Source organism: Trinickia dinghuensis (genome assembly GCF_003367175.1).
GTDB classification, from domain to species: domain Bacteria; phylum Pseudomonadota; class Gammaproteobacteria; order Burkholderiales; family Burkholderiaceae; genus Trinickia; species Trinickia dinghuensis.
The window spans coordinates 281376-303185 of sequence record NZ_QRGA01000005.1; the positions used below are offsets into that span (position 1 = coordinate 281376).

Consider the following 21810-nt stretch of genomic DNA (forward strand, 5'->3'; position numbering starts at 1 on the left):
CGTTTCTCCGGTCGGCTCAAACGTGGTTACGTTACCCATTCATAGCGCCTTGGGACGACGGGAGGTAACCGACGGTCTGTGCGAGGATCGGCAGTTCATCCTCGTTCAGACTCAACGCGTCGGCGAGCAGGCGATGATTGATCCAGCCCCGCACCACGGTGCCAAGCCCAGCGGAAGCGCAATAGAGCGACACGTTTTGCGCGATCGCACCCGCAGCCACAGCGGAAAAAACATCGCGCTGCTTCGGCGGCATGTCGAGCAATTTAGATGTGCGCACCACGTAGACTAGGTCGAGCGGTGCGGCGCCGACGAAATCTTGATACCCGGTCATGTTGCGGGCGTCGATGGCGAGCTTGAGCACGAGGCGGTGTTCCGGCGCATCGTAACGGTATACACCACAGGGCAAAGCAACGTAGATATCAATTTCGTTGAACGCACGGGCCGAAGGCGCCGTGTGCCCGCCGGTCACGTCGCGGTTGATGCCGTCGGCTGCCCATAACAGCTCGCCAAGCACCTGAGGTGACAACGATTCGCCGGAGAACTCCCGTGTGCTACAGCGGAACGATAATGCGGACATCAAGGGCATGCCTGAGCGTAGGTCAGGTCGCGGGAGATCAATATGAGACGGCGCTTCGCCTTGTGCCGATGCGGCCAACGCAGCAGGTGCCGGTTCGTACTTGAGAAGGTCAGGCATGTTCATCTTTTGCTCCGTCGAATTTGCGATGACGTGCGGATATCGGGACGAGTGCACGCTCACGGATTCACGGTATGTGTCATTCGCGTCCACGCGGTTGATTTCCGTCAAACGTATGCCGATCGGCGGCGGACGCGAGGCGGCTGCGCTCGAGGGGATGACATCGACTCGTTCCTGCGATCGGCAAGTCAGCGCAATTGAATTCGGTCCCACATCAATTGCGCTCGAGCCGGTAAATGAGCCAGGCCGCGATGCACGTCAGCAGCAAGGCGATGGTCAGGAAGATCCAGAAGCCTGCGCTGCTGCTCTTGAGCGGAATCCCGCCGACGTTCATACCGAGCAGGCCAGCGATCAGGTTGATCGGCAAAGCGATCACGGTCACTGACGTGAGGATGAGCACGCTGCGGTTGGTGTGTTCGCCGACTTTCCCCGCGATCTCGTCCTGGAGCAGCTTGATGCGCTCTTCGAGACCGCTCGTGTCGCGCAGCACGAGGGAGAACTGCTCGGCGCATTGGCGCAACGACTGGGCGTCGTCGTCTCGCAACCAGGCGGGTGGGTGGCTGGCAAGCCGGAAAAGTGCGGCGGGCTCGGGCGCAAGCAACCGCCGCAGCCGCACCAGATCGCGCCGGAAGCGCCCGAGGCTCGCGCTTTTCGGCAGCTTGCCGGCGAGAAGCGCCTCCTCGGCAGCGTTTGAACTGACTGCGGCACCGCGCGCAATGCCGAATAACACGTCGGATTGCTCGTGCATTAGCCGGATCAGAAGAGCCATCGGGCTGCGGAAAGGACGTGCTTTCAGCACGTCGGAACGAAGCTGTTCTACGCAGCGAAGCGGTACGCTACGGACGCTCAGCAAACACCGGTCGTCGGCGCTGACCCAAAGCGTCGCCACCTCGAGAGGGCGCTTGCGCGATGCATCATAGTCTACGTCGTTCAGTACGGCGATCAGATGCTGATGCGCGCGCATGATGCGCGTCGATGGGTATCCGCGCCGCACGGCATCGGCGAACGCTGCCGGAACATCGGCCAGCTTGAGCGGCCATCCTTCGAGGACCGTCGGAATATCGTGGAAATGAAGCCAGATGAATTCCCCGGGAGGGGCGTCGTCACGCTGTAACCACTCGATCGCCGTCGTTGCGTCGATTTCGCTGCCGATGCCCTCCATCGAAAACAAGAAACCTCGATCGAGCGGAAATTCGACAGTTGGCGATGTAGGCTTCAAGGACGATTCGATTACCATTTCGCTCGCCTCGAAGCCGCCGATTTACGATGGAATCCCGCCGTAGTGGCGTCGGTCAGCGCTCGTTTCTGTCCGCACATCGCCCAATGAGCGCGGAGGGGTATTCGTTGATCAAACCTGTGACAACCGCCCGAAATCGACGATCCGGACCTGCTTTCCATGCGTATCGACGACGCCCTCCCTTTGCAGCTTGGAGAACATGCGGCTCACGGTTTCGAGCTTCATGCCAAGGTAGCTGCCCATCTCTTCGCGTGTCATCCGAAGATAGAACTCGGACGCGGAATAGCCGCGCAGTTTCATCCGCTTCGACAGATTGAGCAAGAATGCGGCGAGACGCTGCTCCGCGGTCTTTGCGCCGAGCAGCATCATGATCCCGGACTCGCGCACGATTTCACTGCTCATCATTCGATGCACGTGGTGTTGCATGGCCGGCACCTCGCGGCACATGCCCTCGAGCAACCGGAATGGAACGATGCAGACGGTGCTGTCTTCCAACGCAATGGCATCGCAGTTGTAATGCTCGCCGTAGACACCGTCGAGGCCCAGCGTTTCGCCGATCAGATGAAAACCTATGACTTGCTCGCCGCCGTCGCGATCCGTGATGACGGTCTTGAACGACCCCGTCCGGACGGCGTACAGGCTCCGGAAATCGTCGTTGGTGCGATACAGCGTTTCGCCGCGTTTGACCGTTCGTGTCGAGTAGATCAGCGAATCGAGCTGCCTCATTTCGGATGAGGTCAAATCGGCGGGCATGCAGACCGCGCGCATCGTGCAACTGGAGCACCGCGCCGAAGCGCTCTTTGCACTTGCATCGGTAATGGTAATGACTTTGCTGGGGATGGGGGCCGCGACGGCGGATCCTTGGGGGTATTCGACTGCGGAAGACATGACGGCCTCCAGACAACTCATGGAATCGAATTCTGAATGCGCGAGAAAATGTGCGCAAGCGTATTCCAGGCGAGATCGAGCTCGCTCGTGTTATCAAGGAATTGGTCTGTGGTCGCCCCGTTCGCTAATTTCACTATGGCCGATTCCGCGGGCGAGCGAAATCGGCGGATCCTGAGACGAATGTAGGATCTTCGGTCAGCATGTAGGCATCGTCTGACACGCATCAAGGAGTTAGGACAAATTCGAGCGCGCCGATCCCCAACGGCCTCTGCACGAGGCCATCGGGGCGCGGCGCGTCGGGCGTTGCAGCGGGGTGCGGCGTCTGGACACCTTGCCCAGCGAACGGCTCAATCGGATATCGGCGTGCTATCTCGGCTTGGAGCGCGAACGGAACCAGTGAGACATCAGAACCGGTACCGTCATGGTTTCGAGCAGCGCACGCGTGACACCTCCCAATACATGCTCCATAGCGCGTGCGTGTCCGTAAGCCCCCATGACGAGCAGGTCGGCATGCACGTCGGTGAGATGATTCAGGAGCGTGGCGCCTGTGCTCACGCCCGAAATGCGCGGTATCGACGCGAACCCGGCGCGTATGCCGTGGCGCTCCAGATAGCCCGCTGCATCGAAGCCGGCGGGTTCCTCGCGATCAGGATGTTTCTCGACGATCGCGACCGTAACGAAGCGTGCGCGCTTGAGAATCGGAAGTGCATCCGCGAGTGCGCGCGCGGCTTCTCGGCTTCCATCCCAAGCCACTACGACATTCCCGCCGAACGACGGCATATGGCCCGCGTAGGGTAGAACGACTATAGGCCGGCCCGAGTTCATCACGATGTCCTCGACGAAATCGCGCGCGATGAAGGACCCTTGATCGTCAGGATCTTGCTGACCCAGTACGATGATATCGGCATGTCGCGCATGCAGCACCGTGGCATCGACAGCGGAGCCCTCCGGGGCGTGCCAGTCGAACGGGCATCCGGCGCGTTCTGCCGCGGCCGTAAATCGTTCGCGGGCGCTGTTCATTCGCGTGGCAGCCTGGGCTTCGAGCTTCGCCAAACTCAGGCCGTCGTCACGCTTCAGCAGCGGCCGAAAAGTATCCTGGCAGACTACGTACAGGCCGATGACGTGCATGTTGTGCTTCAATGCAAGGTCTAGGGCGAAGGCAACGCGCGCATCGCTGTGCCGGCTGTCGTCGATATGGACGAGCATGGTTTTGTATGTCATAGCAGGACCTGCTTGGTTCGGTTGTCGGCTGCGTCTTGCGTTTCCGCCGCGCCTTCGATGCTGCCGGGTACGAGCAAGACAGGGCAACAGGACATGCGCGTGAACCGCTCCGCGACGCTGCCGAGCATCAGCCGCTTGACTCCACGTCTGCCGTGTGTGCCCATGACCACGAGATCGCAGTGGGTCGCGCGAGCTTCTTCCAAGATACGTTCGGGGATATTGGCGCCAGGTTTATCGGCCTCGACCACCCGCGGCGTACCTTTGACGTCGTCTCGCTTCATCGCGGCGCCGGTTTCCTTCTTCAGTTGCTCACCGGTCTGAAGCAGCGCCTCTCGAACGATCGTGGGATCGAAGCCAGGCGCCTCATAGGCCACCATCGGAACATCGACGACATAGAGCGGTATCAGTTCGGCATGACATTCGCGTGCCATGGCGAGTGCGTGGTCGAACGCGCGTTGTGCCGTGGAACTGCCGTCCATAGGCACCAAAATTCGTGTGTACATAGTCGAGCCTTTTGAATAGTTGACGTCTAGCGCGTGCGGCGCCGACAAATCGAGTCATGTCAATGCGACATAAGCACCGGTACGGTCATCGATTTGAGAATCGAACGGGTTGCGCCACCAAGGACTAATTCGCGCCAGCGAGAATGACCGTAGCAGCCCATCACGAGCAGATCGGCATCGAGGTCGGCAGCGCGGGAAAGGATCGTTTCTCCGATCGGCACGTCCTTTACACCCTCGATCTCCTGCGTGGTGACATTCGCGCCGTAACGGGCAACGATCGCTGCGATATCGGACCCGGGAATTCGGCTCGAGGGAGGCTCGCCGCTCATGGCATTGACCGTAAGCACCGTGACTTTCTTTGCGCGGCCGAGGAACGGCAGTGCATCGTGCAGTGCGCGTGTAGCTTCGCGGCTGCCGTCCCACGCAATCAGCACATGCGAGGCGATGGTGGGAAACTTGCCGGCGTAGGGCACGACAAGCACAGGGCGTCCCGAGGACAGTACGAGGTTCTCGATGAACTGCTCGGCGACGAACGACTCCGGATCCTCGGGGTTGTACTGGCCAACGATTGCGAGGTCGGCCAGGCGAGCGGCCTTCGGAACGCACCGATTGGCGTATTCCGTAGACCATTGCCATTCGCCCGCGACCTTCAGGCGCAAAATCTCGGCGCGGAACAGACGCTCGAGTGCACCTTGTTGTTCGAGTCGGCGATGCTCGAACTCCACGTAGTACTCGGGGTTGCCTGCCAACACATAGAAGGAACCCGGCTCGGGCCTGTAGACCGTGAAAAAACCCGTGAGATAGGCATCGAATTGCTTGGCGAGCGTCTGCGCGAGTTCGAGCCGGCTATGCACGCCTTCACTCGTATCTAGGTGAACGAGGATGCTTTTGTAACTCATTGCCATTGCTCCCAGGGTAGAAATTCGAGCACTCGACCGCGCATGAACGTGATTTCTAGTCTAGGAGTACGGCCGGCTGAGCGGTTGACGCAAATCAAGCGAAGCGGCGTCAGGCAAGTGCGCTTCATGGCAGCGAAGTATGTACGCGGGAGATAAGCGAAAGCGCGACTCCGCGCGATGGGTTGATGGACGTCAATGGGCCGCACACGATGCGGTCTAAATTGGACCGGTAGTCATCCGTTTATCGCGCATGAGAATGAAGCAGTGCGCGAGCACTCCGTTTCCTTTGTTTAGTCAGGAGAACATGATGTCCACCAAGCGAGTCGCATTCGTCACCGGAGGAATGGGAGGTTTAGGCGCGGCGATCAGCCGGCGGCTGCACGATATGGGAATGGTCGTCGCGATGTCGCATTCCGAGCGAAATGACCACGTTGCCACCTGGTTGATGCATGAGCACGACGTGGGACGTTCGTTCCACGCATACGAGATGAACGTCGACGAATACGATTCGTGCGCGCACTGCGCCAGACGTGTCATCGCGGAGCATGGTGCTGTCGACATACTCGTCAACAACGCCGGCATTACGCGAGACGCGACTTTCGCCAAGATGACCAAGACCGATTGGAACGCCGTGATGCACACGGATCTCGACGCGCTGTTCAACGTGACGAAGCAGTTCATCGGAGGAATGGTTGAGAGCGGTTTCGGACGCGTGGTGAACATCGGCTCGGTGAACGGATCGCGCGGAGCATTCGGACAGACTAATTACTCCGCGGCGAAGTCGGGCGTCCATGGTTTTACGAAAGCGTTGGCGCTGGAAGTCGCGAAGCGGGGCGTGACGGTCAACACCGTTTCGCCTGGGTACCTGGATACGGCGATGATCGCGTCGGTGCCAAGAGACATCATGGAGACGCGAATTTTGCCGCAGATTCCGGTCGGCCGGCTCGGGCGGCCGGACGAGGTCGCGGCGCTCGTCGCGTTTCTCTGCTCGGACGATGCAGCCTTCATCACAGGCGCAGACCTCGCGGTCAATGGCGGTATGCACATGCAATGATGCTCGAGCGCTGCCTGTTGATACACGTCAATCGCCGCGGAGCCGTGGGGCCTACAGTGGGTTCAGCATCGCTTTGCGGCAGCCAGTGTGAAATCGCGGACGGAAGTAGCAGCGCCTGAACGCATTCTGGACGGTCTAGGGCGAGGGCTTGGCATGGGTGCGGAAGCGCCCGTGGTTTTTGGGTGAAGTGAGCGGTGAACCGAGAGGTGAATGCTATGAGCAATGTAACTCGTTACGATCCGTTTTCTTTGGAACCCATGGCGGATTTGTTTCAAGGTTTCTTCCGGCCGATGCGCAGCCTGGCGCTCGAAGGAGAAACCCCGCTTTCGGACATCAAGATCGATGTCTCCGAAAGCGAGACCGCCTATACGGTGAAGGCGGAGTTGCCCGGTGTCGACAAGAAAGATATCGACGTCAGCATCGACGGCAACGTGGTATCGATCAGCGCTAAGGCCGAGCGTGACAAAGAGACGAAGAACGGCGAGCGCTTGATTCGCCGAGAGCGCTATTCCGGTGTCATCAGCCGCTCGTTCTCGCTGGCCGCAGACATCGACGAGGGAACCTCGTCCGCGCAGTATCAGGATGGCGTGCTGTCTCTGACGCTGCAGAAGAAAAAGGACGCACCCCAAAAGCGGTTGCAGATCAACTAATCGCTATCCGACAGTGTCTGTGGCGCGGTTGCACTTCGGTGGCCGCGCCATTTTTCTGTTCGCGCTCTTTCCGCCGTGTTTGATGCACGTCAGTGACGCTCACGCGTTCGACCTCAATATTGAACTATCCGAGTCGGCAATCGATATCCATGAGCGAGAGGTAGGCATCCGCCGGCCGAGTGGTGTTGATGGTGGGAACATGAAAGGAGTATGAGATGAAGACTGACAAGCAACTGAGGGATGAGGTGGCGGAAGAGCTCGATTTCGATACCTTGATCAATTCGGCGCAAATCGGCGTCGAGGTCACCGATCGCGTGGTGACGCTCTCCGGCCACCCGTCGAGCTACGCCGAAAAGGTCGCCGCCGAGAAGGCTGCGCAACGCGTATCGGGCGTGAAGGCGGTCGTCGTGGATATGCATGTTCGCCTTCCGAACGACGACTTGCATACCGACGAGGAAACGGCGAACGCCGTGCGCGCCCTGCTGCGATGGATGGTCGGTCTCGATGAGAACTCGGTCAAAGTGCAAGTCGAAAACGGCTGGGTGACGTTGCGCGGCGAGGTCGAAAGCCCGCGTCGCAGTTATCTAGCTGCACGCACGATTGGTCAGATGCGCAGCGTGACGGGTGTGACGAATCTCATCGAGGTGTCCGGACCGAGGGCGGCCGGTGATGTCGCCGGGAATATCAACCGTGCGTTGCAACGCCATGCGGAACGCGCGGCGAAGCATATTCAGATCAAGGTTCGGGACGGCACGGTGACGTTGACCGGTAAGGTGGCGTCCTACGCGGAGCGTTCGCTTGCGCGCGGGGCGGCATGGTCGGCACCCGGCGTTCACGCCGTGGTCGACGACCTCGAGATCGAGTAGGGTCATCGCCGGCTCGCACAGCCGGCGTGATCACGGTTGACTAGGCGGTTTTGCAAAATCGAGGCATTTACCATGGCGGTGTCCGGGAAGGTCAGCGGTGAGGATTGGTCCGTATCGGTCGAAGTTGTTCGGGTGCCGGACGGGTTCGTGCCGGCGATCCATGTAATTCATAACAAACCAAAAGGTAAATTCGAGCACCATTTCAAGCACCACAAGGTGTCTCGAACGGAGCGTGAAGCGGTGCTGGAAGGGCTGCGCGAGGGGATGGGGTGGATTGGGCAAAAGATGGCGAATATTTTCAGCATCTAGTCGCCATCGATCTAGTCGACATAAGTCCCCAAGCCGATCGCGCATTGCTTTCAGGCGTGCGCGGAATCAGAATCGGCAATTGCCCATGCACTCGCTCCCCACGCTGGCAGGCAATGGCGATGTCGGCTGACGATGCGGCACATCCGCCAACTCGACGGATTCGAGGTAGCTCGGCACCTCGCAAGGCCAATGCAACTCTTCTGCGATCCGGCGCCGCAACGCATCGGCGGCCGCCGGTTCTCCGTGCGTGATGAATGTCCGCTCGGGCGGCGTCGACATCGACGAGAGCCACTTCAGCGTTTCGCGATAGTCGGCGTGCGCGGACAGCGATGAAATCGATTCGACCTTAGCGCGCACCGGTACGTATTCGCCGTGAATTTTTAGGGTTGGCGCATGAGCCTCCAGCGCTGCGCCGCGGGTCCCCGCCGCTTGGTATCCGACCAGCGCGATCGTGTTGCGTGAATCCGGTGCGAACGCCTTCAGGTGATGAAGCACGCGGCCGCCGGTGAGCATTCCGCTTCCGGCGATCACGACCATCGGCCCGCGCCTGCCCGATACCTCTTTCGACTGGTCAACGGTTTGCACCATGATCGCGGCTTTGCTGATCGAATCGGCTTGAGAAAGGGTGAGCCGATGCTCGCGCAGATGGCGCCGATAGAGATCGGTCACGGCTATCGCCATTGGACTATCGAGAAAGACCGGGACATTGGGCATACGGCCCGCTTCCTTCAGCAGCGCGATGTAGTGCAGTATCGTTTGTGTGCGACCGACGGCAAATGAGGGGATGATCACAACACCGCCGTGTTTGAAGGTGCGCGCGAAGACTGCTTCGAGTTCGGCCGCCGGATCGCTTTCGGCATGCAGACGATCCCCATAGGTCGACTCGACGACGAGATAGTCCGCATGCATGATCGGCATCGGCTCGCGCATGATGGGATCGGAGAGACGCCCGAGGTCGCCGGAGAAAGCGACTAGCTTTCCGTTCATGTAAATGACGAGGCTCGCGGCGCCCAAGATATGCCCTGCGGGAAGAAGCCGAAAGCATGCTTGATCGGCAAGCGTGACTGGCGTGTTGAATTCACAGGGTACAAGTTGCTTGAGGACGCGCTCGGCGTCGTCGAGGGTATAGAGCGGCAAGGCGGGATGGTGTTTCGAGTAGGCATGCCGGTTCGCGAATTCGGCTTCTTCCTCCTGTAGCTTCGCGCTGTCGCGTAGCATGACGCCGCACAAGTCGACCGTGCCCGAGGTCGCATAGACTGGGCCGCGGTATCCCATACGGGCGAGCACGGGCAAGTACCCGGAATGATCGATATGGGCATGGGTGAGGATCACCGCATCGAGCTTATCGATGGCGAACGGCGGCGGCGCCCAATTGCGCAGGCGTAAGTTCTTGGTGCCTTCGAACAAGCCGCAATCGATCAATACTCGGATGCCGGCTCCCTCGAGCAGATATTTCGAACCGGTGACCGTCTCGGCGGCGCCAAGGAACGTCAGCTTCATGGTTTCTCTCCCGCGGCCATGGCAGGCCGCCGATTCATCGGCTCGCACACCGACTCCTGCGAGCCGTACCACTTGGAAATCACATCCCAGATTTCGTCGGCGGATTCCGCGAACGTCAGCAATTCCGCATCGTTCGGGGCGATGGCGCCTTCATCGACTAGGAAATCGAAATCGATTGCATGTCGCCAATATCGCTCGCCGACCAGCACGACGGGCAGCGACGCGATCTTGCTCGTCTGCAACAACGTTAGTACCTCGAAGAGTTCATCGCAGGTCCCGTAGCCTCCGGGGAAGAAAACCGCGGCTTTGGCACGTTCGAGCAAGTGCATCTTTCGGATGGCGAAATAATGCAGCTTGAAACACAGGTCCGGGCTGATATAGGGATTGGGGAGTTGTTCGCGCGGCAGGGAGATGTTCAAACCGATGCTAGGCGCGCCCGATTCGAATGCGCCGCGATTGGCTGCTTCCATGATGCCCGGGCCGCCGCCCGTAACGACAGCGAGTCTCGGAACCCTCTCCGTGGCACATCGGGTGGCGACGATGCGGCCGAATTCGCGTGCAATCGAGTAATAGCGGCTTTTGTCCGCCAACCGTTTCGCTATCTCGACGGCTCGCGCGAGGCCGGAATCGCAAGGCGCGTTCGCCAGTGCTCGCTGTGCCGCGCTCAATCGCTGCGCGGCGACTTCCGGCTCGATCAAGCGCGTGCTGCCGTAGACCACCACGGTGTGCTCGATTCCGAGGCGTTGCAGGATTTCTTCGGTCTTCCAGAAGTCCAGTTGCAGGCGCACTCCGCACATTTCGGGCCGAAGTAGAAAAGCCCTATCTTCATCTGCTTGCTGGTAGCTCGGGCTCGCAATGAGTCTGCGGACGCGCTCGCGCGCTTCGGCATCACTCTCGAGATCAGAACGCTCGGTCATCGAGTGTCTCGTGGGTTGGTCGTGCATCGGGGCGGCTCAGTCGCCGTAGTTGCATCTTCTTCCTCATGACGAATTTCGTGGCTGACGCAGATCAACCTAGGTGCTCAATTGCGTCGACTTGATTCGCGTCAACGACGTTCTTCGCCGCTGCGCAAAGCTATATCCATGCGATGACCTGATACGGTCGAATGGAATGGAGAGCGGCAATGAAATCCGATGCGCAACTGAAGCAGGAAGTGGAAGACGAACTGAAATGGGCTGAGGGCGTTCCCAGCGAGGCCATTAAAGTGCGGGTCGATCGTGGGTGCGTGACCCTCACTGGAGAGGTCGATTGGGGCTCACAGCGCTACACGGCCGAGTTGGTGGCAAGCCGCACACTCGGGGTGATCGGTGTGATGAATCAGATCGCTGTAAAGCGCGACGCCGATCCGACGTTGATCGCCGAGCAGATCACGGCGGCTCTGAAGCACCATGCGCTGGACGATGCACGGAAGCTCCAGATCGAAGTCAAAGACGGCGTCGTGACATTGCGCGGGCAGGTGAGTTCGCTGGAGGAAAAACGTGCGGTCCACGGCGTCGCATGCGCGAGCTTCGGCGTGCGGCAGGTCGTGGATCTGACTACGGTTTCCTGAGCGCGGGAGCTAGCCTTTGTCCGGTGGCTCTCTCGGAAACCTTTCTCGATTGACACACGTCAAGCCGGGGCGACAGGGCAGGCCATAAGGTAGTTTCTGTGGCGAACCAACTCATTCAATGTTGCGGAGGTAATTCTGCGATGAAAGCACTCGTCTATCACGGCCCCGGAAAATGCTCGCTCGAAGACCGACAGCAGCCGGCCATCATCGATCCGACAGACGCGATCGTGCGGGTCACGCGTACGACAATTTGCGGCACGGATCTGCACATCCTCAAGGGAGACGTGCCGACTTGCGAGCCTGGCCGCATCCTCGGCCATGAGGGCGTGGGCGTCATCCACGAGGCCGGTTCCGCCGTCTCGTCGTTCAAGCCCGGCGACCATGTTTTGATCTCCTGCATTTCGTCGTGCGGGAAATGCGAATACTGCCGGCGCGGCATGTATTCCCACTGCGCGACGGGTGGCTGGATCCTAGGCAACCGCATCGACGGCACGCAGGCCGAGTATGTACGCATTCCGCACGCCGACACGAGCCTCTATCCCATCATGCCGAATGCGGACGAGGATGCGCTCGTGATGTTGTCGGACATTTTGCCGACGGGGTTCGAATGCGGTGTGCTCAACGGCAAGGTCGAGCCAGGCAGCACCGTGGCGATCGTAGGCGCCGGCCCGATCGGTCTTGCGGCGCTCCTGACCGCTCAGTTCTACTCCCCGGCGCGAATCATGATGATCGACCGCGATACGAATCGGCTCGAAATGGCGCATCGTTTCGGCGCGACCGATTGCATCGACGTCGGCGCGGTCGATCCGCAGGCCGCCGTGATGAAGCTGACCGAGGGCGTCGGTGCCGACTGCGTGATCGAAGCCGTCGGCGTGCCCACGACTTTCGAATTGTGCGAAGCGCTTGTTGCGCCGGGCGGGACCATTGCGAATATCGGTGTCCACGGCATCAAGGCCGACATCCATCTCGAAAGGTTGTGGGATCGCAACATCGCGATCACGACGCGCCTCGTCGACACGGTCAGCACGCCCATGCTGCTTAAGACGGTACGTTCCGGAAGGCTCGACCCGAAGCAACTCATTACGCATCGCTTCAAGCTTGAGGAAATCGGTGCAGCCTACGACACGTTTGGACGTGCCGCCGACACCCATGCACTGAAAGTGCTGATCGAGACCTGAGTTTCCTCCTTCAGCCCGCTGGTGTCGGTGGGCCATTTCAGTACGAGGATCATTATGGTTAAAAGGCTAATCTGCGTCCTTTTCTTGCTGCTGCCGGGATCGTTCCTGATTCTCGGCGCGGCGTGTATTGATGCTCGCCTGCGAAATAGGATCGTGCAATTCGCCGGCGTGATCGATCCGTTCGATTGGGCTCGCGCCCAATGTACCGCCGTGCGGGCGCGCCATGTGCGCGGAAGGCGATTCGTTCGCGCTGTCGCCGTCTTGATTGCAAGCTATACGCTGAGCTGTGCACTTGCACGCGCTCAGGAAGCGGAGCCGATCGCGCCCGTTACGGAAAACGGCGTGACCTACGTAACAGGTGGCGTGGGCGAGGATGAATCGTCCGCGATCCGCGCGATGTCGTCGAAATTCAATCTGCGCATGCTCTTCGCGGGCAAGGACGGTATCTATCTGTCCGATGTCGACGTCGTCGTCACCGGGTCTTCCGGGGCGCATGTCCTCACGGTGCGCACCAGCGGGCCGATGCTTTATGCGCGGCTTGCACCGGGGCGTTATCACATCAGCGCAACGGGCGAGCAAGGAAAGCTCGAACGATGGGCTACGGTGCCGCAACACGGTGGCACCAACGTCAACTTCTATTGGAGATGAACATGAAGGTGAGTGACATCCATAGTTGCGGCACGATTCACATTCCCATGTCTTGCACGCTGCGGGAAGCCGCCATTCAGATGCGCGATCAGCATGTCGGTGCACTGATTGTCACCGGTGGCCCCGTCGGCCGCATTGCCGGCATCGTGACGGACCGCGATATCGTATTGCATGGCGTCACCTTAGGGAGGGCGACGAACGATATGCTGGTCGCGGACGTCATGACCAACGACGTCGTGACGATCGACGCGGGAGCGGACGTGGCCGACGCGATGGAGGCGATGGCAACGCATGGCGTGCGGCGGCTCGCGACGACGACCCGAAGCAAGGACATCATCGGGGTGCTTTCGCTCGACGACATCGTGGCCGCGCTCGGCCGAGAATTGGGGTTGCTCGGGAGCATCATCAATCGCGAACAGTGCCGAGAAAACACCGGCAGTGTGCAATCGGCGTTTCACGCGTGACTGAACACGCGTGCACGCGAATGCTGGCGACGAACCAATGAGCCGGATCCTCACCGTGACGCTGAACCCCGCTGTCGACTTGTCGACGGCCGTCGAACGGGTGACGGATACATCTAAGCTGCGCTGCGATGCTGCGTTAAAGCATCCTGGTGGGGGAGGGATAAACGTCGCGCGCATGATCAACCGGCTCGGCGGGGATTGCATCGCCCTGTATTTGGCCGGCGGCCCACTCGGACAAGAATTATGCCAGCTTATCGAAGCGGAGGGCGTGCGAGGGCAGTGCATCGAAATTGCCGGCGAAACGCGCGAAAGCTTCGCTGTCTACGAGAAATCGACGGGGCGGCAATTTCGCTTCGTACTCCCCGGCCCAGTGGTCTCCGAGCGCGAGTGGGAAAGCTGTCTCGAGCGGTTCGAGTCGTTCGAGCCGGCGGCAAACTATCTTGTGCTGAGCGGCAGCCTACCGCCGGGCGTTCCGGCCGATATCTACGTGTCGTTCATATGCGCGGCGCGAGCCAACGGGACTCGTGTCGTGCTAGATAGCTCAGGCCCAGCCTTGCGCGCCGCGCTCGACGCAGGCGTCTTCCTTGTCAAGCCGAGTTTGGGCGAGTTGTCCGAGCTAGCCGGGCGAGCGCTTGCCGGCGAGTCCGAATGGCGTGCAGCCGCGCTCCACTTAGTCCGCAACGGCCGGGCGCAAATCGTTGCCTTGACACTGGGTAGCCTTGGGGCGCTGCTCGTGACCGAGCACGAGGTTTTGCGAGCCGGTGCGCTGCCGGTGAGCGTGGTGAGCGCGATCGGTGCGGGCGACGCTTTGGTGGGTGCGCTCGTCTGGGCGCTCGATCGAGACCTTGCGCTCGCCGAGGCGTTTCGCTATGGGCTGGCTGCCGCGTCGGCATCGCTCGCGAGCCCCGGCACCGGGCTATGCAACTCGGAAGAGGTCGAGCGGATTTACCGTCAGGTCGACATCAAATGACTTCATGATGCATGTGCAACATGTGCGTGGCGTTGCGAACGTGTCGTATTTGACTTATTTAAAAGCGCGGAAGAAGATGCATTCTATCGCCGCTCCGATCCGATAACCCAGGCATTGGTGATCGAAGGATGCGGCGGAACCCTACCGCAAGGGAGAATGCATGAACTCCCCGGACAGCGACCCGGCGCGAAGAACCGTAGCAAGCTTGCACGTCGACGTTCCGACAGAGGAGCGCTATCAGCTATTCATCGACGCCGTTCAGGATTATGCGATTTTCATGCTTGATCCGTCCGGCTACATTGCGAGCTGGAATAAGGGCGCCCAGCGGGCCAAGGGATATTTACCCGAAGAAATCATAGGCCTCCATTTCTCGGTTTTTTACACCCCCGAGGATATCGCCGCTGGCAAGCCCGAGCGTGAGTTGGCTGCTGCGTCGGCACAAGGGCGGGTTGAAGACGAAGGCTGGCGCATGCGCCGCGATGGGTCGCGCTTTTGGGCCGACGTCATTATCACGGCCGTGCACGACGCACTTGGCAATCTCGTCGGATTTATCAAGGTTACGCGCGACTTGACTGAACGCAGACGGCTCGCGGAACTGGAAAATGCAAGCTTCGTCTCTGCACAAATGCTGGCTACAAGAGAAGACGAGCAAAAGCGTATCGCGAGAGAACTGCATGACGATCTCGGTCAACGATTGACCGCGCTCAAGATGAGCGTGGCGGAGCTCGAAGCGAAGCTCGGTGCTCAAGGTGCTTCGGCACTGCTCTTGTCCGATACAGAGGGCATTGAAAGTCAGATCGATTCGATGGCAATGACGGTGCGTCGAATTGCATCCGACTTGCGCCCGCCAGTGCTCGACGACCTGGGCCTCGAGGCAGCGATCGAGTGGCTGGTGGACAGTTTCGGCCAGCGCTATGGCGTGAACGTGAGCGCGCGGGTCGAGGCTGATGACTTGGCATTTTCGCCGCCTGCTGCCACCGCTATCTTTCGTATGATTCAGGAAGCGCTGACGAATGTGGTTCGGCATGCACAAGCGTCGAACGTTTGGATCGAATTGCACCGTGCCGGTGACGCATGCGCGATACGCATCGAAGACGACGGCGATGGCGCGACTCTCGACGCCCCACGCAAGGAAAAGTCGTTTGGCTTGCTCGGTATGCACGAGCGGGTTCGGCAGTTAAGTGGTTCGATCTCGATCGATAGCGCGCCCGGAGAAGGTTTTCGGATTGCCATCCGGCTTCCTCTCAGTGTGGTCGCGCCCGATTCGATCGATTGAGCCGGCTCGTTACCACAGGACATCGCTCAGCGGGCGGCGCGGCGCGCGTTCCGCGATTTGCGGCCCGTAACCGATTCGCAGCAACAACTGCGGGATGGCATTCAAGCCCGCGCTCGCGCGCAGACGCTCGCGCAACGGCGCGATTTCGATCGGCTGATTCAAATAAGACGCAGTCAAGCCGTGGCGGGTGGCGCTCAACAATAATCGCTCCAACGCTTGGCCCGCGGCGAGCCAGGCCTCGCGGATGTCGCTGTCGGTGGCGACGACGAGCAGGAGCGGCGAGCCCGCCAGCAGTTTGTGGTGCATCGCGGCCATGCCTTCGCCGATATCGAACGTACGGATCGCCGACGCGGCGATCGGCACCGCTAGGTTCAGCAATGCCGCCACGCCAGCCGCATCGGCTGGCATCCCATCGCTACTGCGTTTCGGATGTATCCAGCACGCCAGTTCACGGCGAAAGCATGGATCGGCGAATTGCAGCGCATCAGCCTCGGCGATTAGGTCGGCGAGGCGCGATCGCTTTACCGCATCGTCGATGCATAGAATCTGCGCTCCTTCGGTTTCGCCCGCTTCGATCAGGCTGTGTCTCACGTTGTCCGCCACGGGCGTGCTCGAAAACGCCTTGCGCACGGTGGCGCGCCCGGGAATCGCGTTGAACAGCGGGGCCAGGCTTTCGTCTTGGTAGCCTCTCTCCGACACCTGCACGTGAGCCAGCATGTCGGGATCGACCTGCGAGGGAAACAACGTGATTCGGTAGCCGAGTCCATAGTGATTGAGTGCCGTGCGCAGATTAAATAGCGCGGCCCCGCAACTGATGGTCAGTTCGCGGTCGAATGGATCGACGACCGGCAATGCGCGCATCCGATCGGCGCACAGCGTGATGGAATCGTCGTCGACGATGAAATGCCACGGTTGTGAATTGTGGCTTGACGGTGCGAGCACGGCGTATTGCACCGCGTGGCGCAGTTTTTTGTTCATGCTTGCTTGCGGGTCGAGCGAATGGACGGCGATGTTGGGCGCGGGCGCGTGTGTGTCGGAGCTCATCTTAGATGTCCTCGAACGCTGCATTTTGGGGCGGTTTGAGTGTCTGGCCGATAGCTTCGATCAGTATTGGCGTCGTGCAACGGCCGGCGATTGACGAACATCAAATCGATGGCGGATCGCGGTGTGAAACCCGATTCGGCACCCGGCTCTTTTCCCGATCGGAAGCTCCAGTCTCTGATTCAAGTCAATCGTGCGTTCGGTTTCCGGGCGGACAGTGGATGCGTGCGACACCTCGATGTGCTTTGTCACTCGCTGTCCGAGCGACAGAGCGGGTAGCGGCCCCAGGAGGTTTGATATGCGTTCTGCCACCCAGCGCGATGCAACGTACGTCATCGTCAAGGAACATCAACAGCTCTCCGCCGTGATAGCGGGTATGCAGCGTTTTGTTTCGCTGCTCGAAACCGGGGCCGATGCGCCTCCGACGACGATCTTTCGAGCAATGCTTTACTACATCCGCGAATATCCGGAGCGGATTCATCATCCCAAGGAAGATCTCCATCTTTTCGCCCGGCTGCGCGAACGCACCGAGGAACTCGACGACGTCATCGACGAGTTGGAGTCGCAGCACGCTCAAGGCGAATCAAAGGTGCGCAACCTCGAGCACGCACTGACTCGCTATGAACTCGCCGGCGAGTCGGTGCTGCCCGCCTTGCGCACCCTCGTGGACGACTACGCACAGTTCTACTCGCAGCATCGCCACATCGAGGAGAACGTGATTCTGCCTGCCGCGCGGCGATATTTCACCGAAGATGACTGGGCGGACGTCGACGCCGCATTTTCGGTAAATCGCGATCCATTCGACGGTGACAAGCTCGAGGAAGATCTCGAAAAGCTGTTTGTGTCGGTGCTCAATATTGTCTAAAACGCAGTAGCTTGGAGGAAAATCATGTACAAGCGTATTCTTGCGGCGCTCGACGGTAGCCGCGCGGCGCGTCTAGCACTAGACGAGGGCATCGGGATCGCACGGGCGTTCGGCGCGCAAATGCTCGCCGTGTCAGTTGTCGAACACGCCCCGCAGATCGTGGACGTAGGTACCGTCTATGCGCCCGGTCCAGTGGTGGAATCCACGCAATCGGAAGCCGCTGCCGTTGCGCTCGAGGAGGCGCGCGAGGCGTTCAGTGCTCAGCACGTCGATGGCAGCGTTCGAGGGGTCGACGCCTACGGCGAGAGCGTGGCGGCGGCGCTTGCTCGCGTGTGCGACGAATGGGAACCCGATCTCATCGTAATGGGTACCCATGGAAGACACGGACTGAATCGCGCGCTGCTTGGTAGCGTGGCCGAATCGCTTTTGCGCGAAGCTTCCGTGCCCGTCCTGCTGATCCGGCACAACGTCGATGTCGGAGCGGACACGGGCGAAAAGCCAGCGCTCTGATTGGCTAGCGACCGCTCGCCCCTCCCGGTCGTCCGTATTCTGCACGTTTGGTTCAACGCGGCGCTTCACTCTGCCGGAAGCGCCGCTCCCTTTTTGGCGCGGGATCCTCTGGCGAGGTTCGCGTATTCGGTGTCGAGTCGCGGTCGGTCTCATACATGAGTTCCGAGGATTGCGCTATGTTTGATCACGCGCATTCGGTGCTGGTCAGGGAGTTCATCGAACCCAACGCTGACGGCGAGCGTGCTGCGATTCAGGAAATCGCTCGATTGAGGCAAGAGCGAGGACGTTCGCGGCACGCGACACCTTGTCCCGACGGACGCCGCGCCGGAGCGCCGGCGTAGTGGCGCATCAACGGCTTGCTGCCGCGCCAGCGGTCAGCTCGACGATTTCCGACGTGATTTCCTCTTGACGCAGTTGGCGGTATTGGCCGACCAGAAGCTCGAGCCGTTCTTGCACGTTCGAGCGCGCCGCGAGCATCGCTTGGATGCGCGCTTCGTTTTCGGCGGCGAAAGACAGCGTCATGGCTTCGCAAAGCTCGGTATAGACGTAGGCCTCGACGAGACCGTCGAGCAGTTGCCGCACCGGCAATTGAATGATTGGCACCGGGCTTTTGCGCGCGATGGCGAAGCGGGCGAAGTCGAACGGCAACAAGAGGCGCTCGATGATGTCGACGTGTTGTGCGGAGTTGATTGTCGCGTGAATAATGCACACCGTCGCGTCGGGCTTAGTCGTCAGGCGCACGTACAGCGCATCGGTCAGCGCACTGGCTAGTGCATCGACACCGCCGATATGCGCGGCGGCCGGCCCCGTCCAGACGAGCGAAAGGCCTACCGCTCGGGCAAGCGGCAGGCCGCGCGATCCGACGAGCATATAGTCGCGTGGAGCGTGAGGCGCATAGGTTTGCGCGTGCGCGACGATCTGTGTGTTCAAGGCGCCGACGAACCCCTGCTCGGAGCAAAGAACAATGACGACGCAGGCAGGCGAGCGAGCGGACGAAGGATGTGCCTCGGCGTGCTCGGGAGCGAGCGGTAGCACCTTGGCAATCGCCTCGCCGACCGTCGCGGCGCACGCGCGAATGCCGGCGAGCCGGGCTTGGGCCTCGTTCGCGCGGGCAGCGGCGATCCCGCGCATCGCGCCGATGACGCCATCAAGTTGGCGCATGGTCGAGATCCGATTCGTCAGATCGGAAAGGCGGCCGCTCACGGTGCCGCCTCCTGATCACCGATGCCCTCGGTGGCCGCCATTTGCGCGGCGATCTGCCGGATCGCCTCCACGTGTTCCGCGATCGCGCCTTTCTCGGCATCGCCGGACATCTCTTGTCCCTGCAATGCGGCGCGGCGCGCGACGAGTCGCATTCTGACCGAGGTGAGTGCTTCAGGGGGCACCATGTCGAGTAGGCCTTGCGCGAGTGCGGTGAGCAGGGCGATTTGCTCCACGGTCCGCAGTGCAAAAAGCCGAGGTTGCGCGAGCAGCGCGCGGATGCGCGTGCCCCGCGCGATTTGAGCCGCGAGCCTCGTGTCGGTCAGCGCTCCGAAGCGCGCGAATATTTCGAGTTCGAGAAACTGCGCGTAGTCGAAACGCAGCCGTCCCGCCACGTCGCGCAGCGCGCGCGGTTGAGCCTTGCCGCCGACCCGGCTCACACTGAGGCCGATATCGACGGCAGGGCGTTGGTTTGCCGCGAATAATCGTGCGTCCATGACGATCTGGCCGTCGGTGATCGAGATCAAATTCGTCGGAATATACGCTGACAAATTGCCCGCGTCGGTCTCGGCGATCGGTAACGCCGTGAGCGATCCGCCGCCGAGCGCGGGCGCCAGCTTGGCCGCGCGTTCGAGCAGCCGTGCATGCACGTAGAAGATGTCGCCGGGATACGCTTCACGGCCGGGCGGCTCCTGCGTCAGGAGCGCGAGTTCCCGGTGCGTGGCAGCGTGCTTCGTTAGGTCGTCGATGACGATCAGCGCGTGGCGCCCCCGATCGCGGAAGTACTCGGCGATCGAGAATCCCGCGAACGGGGCGATCCACTGCAAACCGGGTGCAGTGCCTGCTGCCGCAGTCACGAACACGCAGCGCGATGGATCGCCGTAGCGGCGCACGACATCGATGGCTCGCTCGATGGCAGTCGAGCGTTGACCGACCGCGACGTAGACACAGATGACGTCCGAGTCCTTCTGACTGACGATTGCGTCGAGCGCAAGCGATGTCTTGCCGGTGGCTCGATCACCGATGATCAGCTCTCGCTGCCCCCGGCCGATCGCAAACACGGCGTCGATCGCCAGCACCCCCGTTTCGAGCGGCTCGCTGACCGAGGCACGCTCGACGATCGCGGGCGCAGCGCGTTCGACCGGCAGCCAGCCGTCGTGCGCAAGCGGCTCGTCGCGATCGAGGGGGCGCCCGAGCGGATCGATCACACGTCCGAGAAGCCCTTCGCCCACGGGCACTTGCACGACCGCGCGTCGACGGGTCACGGTTTCCCCGGCGACCACCGCGATATCGTCATCGAGCAGCACGACACTCACGAGATCGCGGTCGAGTGCGTGAACGAAACCCGTCGCTCCCCCCGCGAACGCGACCATTTCGTTGAGCGTGACGTCGGCGAGGCCCGAGACCTGCGCAACGCCATCGGCGATGCGCTCGACGCGGCCGAGATTCTCCGCGCGGGCACCGGGCGCAAGCGTTGCCAACGTGGCGCGCTTGTCCGCCAGCCACGCGTCGAGATCAAACGGAGGCTGTTTTTGCATCGGTATCGGCCAGCGAAGCGCGAATCTCGTCGAGATCGTGACGCAGGTGATTCGAGACGACGATGTGCGGTCCGCGTAACTCCAGCCCTGCGATCAACGAGGGGTCGATCGTTACCTCGATCAGCAACGGATGCCCCGCGGCGCGAGAGAGTGTCTCGAGGATCGACGCTTGCTCCGAGTCTGTAGGCTTTCGAGGCAGGCAGAGGGTGAGCGGGGAACCGGCCGTGGCGAGCGCGTCGCGCGCCGCCGGGGGCAGCGCCGCAAGGGCGCCGGCCAGACCATCGGCAAATCCGGTGATCTTCGACTCGCGCGGCAATCTCGCGAGCAATTTTTCCGCGATATCCGCGGCAAGCAAGGTGGCGCTCGCCTGGACCTGACGCCAGTGCGCCGAGGCGTCGCGCGCTATCTGCGCCTGCGCGGCTGAGTGCATCTGCGCGATCTCGGCCTGCGCGGCCTTGAGCAATGCTGTTTTTTCGGCGCCGGCTTGCGCGTCGATGGCTTGAATGGCTCGCTCGCGCGAGGCTTCTAGTGCTTGACGCGTTTCGAGTACAGCTTCGCGATCCTCAATGGCGGCGCGTTTCAACGCCTCCGCATCGGTAAGCAGCGCCCGTGCAGCATCCTGCCGCGCAACAATGATATTAGCGATGGGCTTGAACAAAAAGCGCGCCAGCAGCCAGACCAGCACCGCCGCGTTGACGGTCTGCAGCACGAGCGTCGACCAGTCGATTCGCATCTTCCGTCCTCCCGCTG

24 protein-coding genes are annotated in these 21810 nt (G+C 61.0%); 12 read left to right on the top strand and 12 right to left on the bottom strand.

Annotation, left to right across the window (positions count from 1 at the left end):
- Positions 1 to 31 precede the first annotated feature (31 nt).
- From DWV00_RS09560 to DWV00_RS09585, 6 genes are all read right to left on the bottom strand, one after another.
- Positions 32 to 700 carry a nitroreductase family protein gene (locus DWV00_RS09560; RefSeq protein WP_115533400.1) on the bottom strand — a complete coding sequence of 223 codons (669 nt, stop codon included), beginning with the start codon at positions 698 to 700 and terminating at the stop codon, positions 32 to 34.
- 208 nt (positions 701 to 908) lie between these two features.
- Positions 909 to 1856 (bottom strand): CorA family divalent cation transporter, encoded by a 948-nt coding sequence (locus tag DWV00_RS09565; protein WP_245964800.1) that lies wholly within the window; start codon positions 1854 to 1856, stop codon positions 909 to 911.
- Between the two features lie 186 nt (positions 1857 to 2042).
- Positions 2043 to 2819, bottom strand: coding sequence for a helix-turn-helix domain-containing protein (locus DWV00_RS09570; protein ID WP_115533323.1), 777 nt, complete (start codon positions 2817 to 2819; stop codon positions 2043 to 2045).
- A 366-nt stretch (positions 2820 to 3185) separates the two neighbouring features.
- The gene (locus tag DWV00_RS09575; protein WP_115533324.1) at positions 3186 to 4040 is read right to left on the bottom strand and encodes a universal stress protein; all 855 of its coding nucleotides are present in this window, start codon (positions 4038 to 4040) and stop codon (positions 3186 to 3188) included.
- Positions 4037 to 4543 carry a universal stress protein gene (locus DWV00_RS09580; protein ID WP_115533325.1) on the bottom strand — a complete coding sequence of 169 codons (507 nt, stop codon included), beginning with the start codon at positions 4541 to 4543 and terminating at the stop codon, positions 4037 to 4039. The genes DWV00_RS09575 and DWV00_RS09580 overlap by 4 nt, the downstream gene beginning before the upstream one ends.
- A gap of 59 nt (positions 4544 to 4602) precedes the next feature.
- Positions 4603 to 5442, bottom strand: a complete 840-nt coding sequence (locus DWV00_RS09585; RefSeq protein ID WP_115533401.1) for a universal stress protein — start codon at positions 5440 to 5442, stop codon at positions 4603 to 4605.
- A 307-nt stretch (positions 5443 to 5749) separates the two neighbouring features.
- Here DWV00_RS09585 and DWV00_RS09590 point away from each other — a divergent pair, with 307 nt between their 5' ends.
- From DWV00_RS09590 to DWV00_RS09610, 4 genes are all read left to right on the top strand, one after another.
- A complete protein-coding gene (locus DWV00_RS09590) occupies positions 5750 to 6496 on the top strand; it encodes a beta-ketoacyl-ACP reductase (RefSeq protein WP_115533402.1) in 747 nt (248 codons plus the stop codon).
- A gap of 215 nt (positions 6497 to 6711) precedes the next feature.
- Positions 6712 to 7146: an Hsp20/alpha crystallin family protein gene (locus tag DWV00_RS09595; RefSeq protein ID WP_115533326.1), complete on the top strand. Its 435-nt coding sequence runs from the start codon at positions 6712 to 6714 to the stop codon at positions 7144 to 7146.
- Positions 7147 to 7361: 215 nt separating this feature from the next.
- Positions 7362 to 8012, top strand: coding sequence for a BON domain-containing protein (locus DWV00_RS09605; protein ID WP_115533328.1), 651 nt, complete (start codon positions 7362 to 7364; stop codon positions 8010 to 8012).
- 72 nt (positions 8013 to 8084) lie between these two features.
- The gene (locus DWV00_RS09610) at positions 8085 to 8321 is read left to right on the top strand and encodes a hypothetical protein (protein ID WP_115533329.1); all 237 of its coding nucleotides are present in this window, start codon (positions 8085 to 8087) and stop codon (positions 8319 to 8321) included.
- 66 nt (positions 8322 to 8387) lie between these two features.
- Here the strand turns inward: DWV00_RS09610 and DWV00_RS09615 are convergent, their stop codons facing one another.
- Entirely contained in the window at positions 8388 to 9821 is a 1434-nt protein-coding gene (locus tag DWV00_RS09615; RefSeq protein ID WP_115533330.1) for an MBL fold metallo-hydrolase RNA specificity domain-containing protein, read from the bottom strand.
- Positions 9818 to 10738 carry an LOG family protein gene (locus tag DWV00_RS09620; RefSeq protein WP_181885406.1) on the bottom strand — a complete coding sequence of 307 codons (921 nt, stop codon included), beginning with the start codon at positions 10736 to 10738 and terminating at the stop codon, positions 9818 to 9820. Before DWV00_RS09620 ends, DWV00_RS09615 begins: the two co-directional genes overlap by 4 nt.
- A 206-nt stretch (positions 10739 to 10944) precedes the next feature.
- Here DWV00_RS09620 and DWV00_RS09625 point away from each other — a divergent pair, with 206 nt between their 5' ends.
- The 6 genes from DWV00_RS09625 to DWV00_RS09650 all read left to right on the top strand — a co-directional run bounded on the left by DWV00_RS09625 (position 10945) and on the right by DWV00_RS09650 (position 15906).
- The gene (locus tag DWV00_RS09625) at positions 10945 to 11370 is read left to right on the top strand and encodes a BON domain-containing protein (protein ID WP_181885407.1); all 426 of its coding nucleotides are present in this window, start codon (positions 10945 to 10947) and stop codon (positions 11368 to 11370) included.
- Positions 11371 to 11510: 140 nt separating this feature from the next.
- Positions 11511 to 12548, top strand: a complete 1038-nt coding sequence (locus tag DWV00_RS09630; protein ID WP_115533333.1) for a zinc-dependent alcohol dehydrogenase family protein — start codon at positions 11511 to 11513, stop codon at positions 12546 to 12548.
- A 153-nt stretch (positions 12549 to 12701) separates the two neighbouring features.
- Positions 12702 to 13196, top strand: coding sequence for a carboxypeptidase regulatory-like domain-containing protein (locus tag DWV00_RS09635; RefSeq protein WP_147297861.1), 495 nt, complete (start codon positions 12702 to 12704; stop codon positions 13194 to 13196).
- A 2-nt stretch (positions 13197 to 13198) separates the two neighbouring features.
- Entirely contained in the window at positions 13199 to 13660 is a 462-nt protein-coding gene (locus tag DWV00_RS09640) for a CBS domain-containing protein (RefSeq protein ID WP_115533403.1), read from the top strand.
- 37 nt (positions 13661 to 13697) lie between these two features.
- Positions 13698 to 14630: a 1-phosphofructokinase family hexose kinase gene (locus tag DWV00_RS09645; RefSeq protein ID WP_115533335.1), complete on the top strand. Its 933-nt coding sequence runs from the start codon at positions 13698 to 13700 to the stop codon at positions 14628 to 14630.
- 160 nt (positions 14631 to 14790) lie between these two features.
- On the top strand, positions 14791 to 15906 hold the full coding sequence (locus DWV00_RS09650; RefSeq protein ID WP_115533336.1) for a PAS domain-containing sensor histidine kinase: 1116 nt from the start codon (positions 14791 to 14793) through the stop codon (positions 15904 to 15906).
- Positions 15907 to 15915: 9 nt separating this feature from the next.
- Here the strand turns inward: DWV00_RS09650 and DWV00_RS09655 are convergent, their stop codons facing one another.
- Entirely contained in the window at positions 15916 to 16950 is a 1035-nt protein-coding gene (locus tag DWV00_RS09655; protein ID WP_115533337.1) for an Acg family FMN-binding oxidoreductase, read from the bottom strand.
- A gap of 190 nt (positions 16951 to 17140) precedes the next feature.
- Here DWV00_RS09655 and DWV00_RS09665 point away from each other — a divergent pair, with 190 nt between their 5' ends.
- Both DWV00_RS09665 and DWV00_RS09670 read left to right on the top strand, forming a co-directional pair.
- Positions 17141 to 17812 (top strand): hemerythrin domain-containing protein, encoded by a 672-nt coding sequence (locus DWV00_RS09665; RefSeq protein WP_342766969.1) that lies wholly within the window; start codon positions 17141 to 17143, stop codon positions 17810 to 17812.
- 24 nt (positions 17813 to 17836) lie between these two features.
- Entirely contained in the window at positions 17837 to 18322 is a 486-nt protein-coding gene (locus DWV00_RS09670; protein ID WP_115533340.1) for a universal stress protein, read from the top strand.
- Between the two features lie 348 nt (positions 18323 to 18670).
- On the opposite strand, the gene DWV00_RS09675 is transcribed toward DWV00_RS09670, so the two are convergent.
- From DWV00_RS09675 to DWV00_RS09685, 3 genes are read right to left on the bottom strand one after another with little or no spacing between them, the layout of a single operon-like run.
- Positions 18671 to 19525 carry a F0F1 ATP synthase subunit gamma gene (locus DWV00_RS09675; RefSeq protein WP_115533341.1) on the bottom strand — a complete coding sequence of 285 codons (855 nt, stop codon included), beginning with the start codon at positions 19523 to 19525 and terminating at the stop codon, positions 18671 to 18673.
- Positions 19522 to 21060, bottom strand: a complete 1539-nt coding sequence (locus DWV00_RS09680) for a F0F1 ATP synthase subunit alpha (RefSeq protein ID WP_115533342.1) — start codon at positions 21058 to 21060, stop codon at positions 19522 to 19524. Before DWV00_RS09680 ends, DWV00_RS09675 begins: the two co-directional genes overlap by 4 nt.
- The gene (locus DWV00_RS09685; protein ID WP_220274676.1) at positions 21038 to 21769 is read right to left on the bottom strand and encodes a F0F1 ATP synthase subunit B; all 732 of its coding nucleotides are present in this window, start codon (positions 21767 to 21769) and stop codon (positions 21038 to 21040) included. The genes DWV00_RS09680 and DWV00_RS09685 overlap by 23 nt, the downstream gene beginning before the upstream one ends.
- Positions 21770 to 21810 lie beyond the last annotated feature (41 nt).

Excerpts from the sequence above, each read along its gene's own strand:
- DWV00_RS09560 (WP_115533400.1), bottom strand. The coding sequence starts at position 700 with ATGAACATGCCTGACCTTCTCAAGTACGAACCGGCACCTGCTGCGTTG.
- DWV00_RS09565 (WP_245964800.1), bottom strand. The coding sequence starts at position 1,856 with ATGGAGGGCATCGGCAGCGAAATCGACGCAACGACGGCGATCGAGTGG.
- DWV00_RS09570 (WP_115533323.1), bottom strand. The coding sequence starts at position 2,819 with ATGTCTTCCGCAGTCGAATACCCCCAAGGATCCGCCGTCGCGGCCCCC.
- DWV00_RS09575 (WP_115533324.1), bottom strand. The coding sequence starts at position 4,040 with ATGACATACAAAACCATGCTCGTCCATATCGACGACAGCCGGCACAGC.
- DWV00_RS09580 (WP_115533325.1), bottom strand. The coding sequence starts at position 4,543 with ATGTACACACGAATTTTGGTGCCTATGGACGGCAGTTCCACGGCACAA.
- DWV00_RS09585 (WP_115533401.1), bottom strand. The coding sequence starts at position 5,442 with ATGAGTTACAAAAGCATCCTCGTTCACCTAGATACGAGTGAAGGCGTG.
- DWV00_RS09590 (WP_115533402.1), top strand. The coding sequence starts at position 5,750 with ATGTCCACCAAGCGAGTCGCATTCGTCACCGGAGGAATGGGAGGTTTA.
- DWV00_RS09595 (WP_115533326.1), top strand. The coding sequence starts at position 6,712 with ATGAGCAATGTAACTCGTTACGATCCGTTTTCTTTGGAACCCATGGCG.
- DWV00_RS09605 (WP_115533328.1), top strand. The coding sequence starts at position 7,362 with ATGAAGACTGACAAGCAACTGAGGGATGAGGTGGCGGAAGAGCTCGAT.
- DWV00_RS09610 (WP_115533329.1), top strand. The coding sequence starts at position 8,085 with ATGGCGGTGTCCGGGAAGGTCAGCGGTGAGGATTGGTCCGTATCGGTC.
- DWV00_RS09615 (WP_115533330.1), bottom strand. The coding sequence starts at position 9,821 with ATGAAGCTGACGTTCCTTGGCGCCGCCGAGACGGTCACCGGTTCGAAA.
- DWV00_RS09620 (WP_181885406.1), bottom strand. The coding sequence starts at position 10,738 with ATGACCGAGCGTTCTGATCTCGAGAGTGATGCCGAAGCGCGCGAGCGC.
- DWV00_RS09625 (WP_181885407.1), top strand. The coding sequence starts at position 10,945 with ATGAAATCCGATGCGCAACTGAAGCAGGAAGTGGAAGACGAACTGAAA.
- DWV00_RS09630 (WP_115533333.1), top strand. The coding sequence starts at position 11,511 with ATGAAAGCACTCGTCTATCACGGCCCCGGAAAATGCTCGCTCGAAGAC.
- DWV00_RS09640 (WP_115533403.1), top strand. The coding sequence starts at position 13,199 with ATGAAGGTGAGTGACATCCATAGTTGCGGCACGATTCACATTCCCATG.
- DWV00_RS09645 (WP_115533335.1), top strand. The coding sequence starts at position 13,698 with ATGAGCCGGATCCTCACCGTGACGCTGAACCCCGCTGTCGACTTGTCG.
- DWV00_RS09650 (WP_115533336.1), top strand. The coding sequence starts at position 14,791 with ATGAACTCCCCGGACAGCGACCCGGCGCGAAGAACCGTAGCAAGCTTG.
- DWV00_RS09655 (WP_115533337.1), bottom strand. The coding sequence starts at position 16,950 with ATGAGCTCCGACACACACGCGCCCGCGCCCAACATCGCCGTCCATTCG.
- DWV00_RS09670 (WP_115533340.1), top strand. The coding sequence starts at position 17,837 with ATGTACAAGCGTATTCTTGCGGCGCTCGACGGTAGCCGCGCGGCGCGT.
- DWV00_RS09680 (WP_115533342.1), bottom strand. The coding sequence starts at position 21,060 with ATGCAAAAACAGCCTCCGTTTGATCTCGACGCGTGGCTGGCGGACAAG.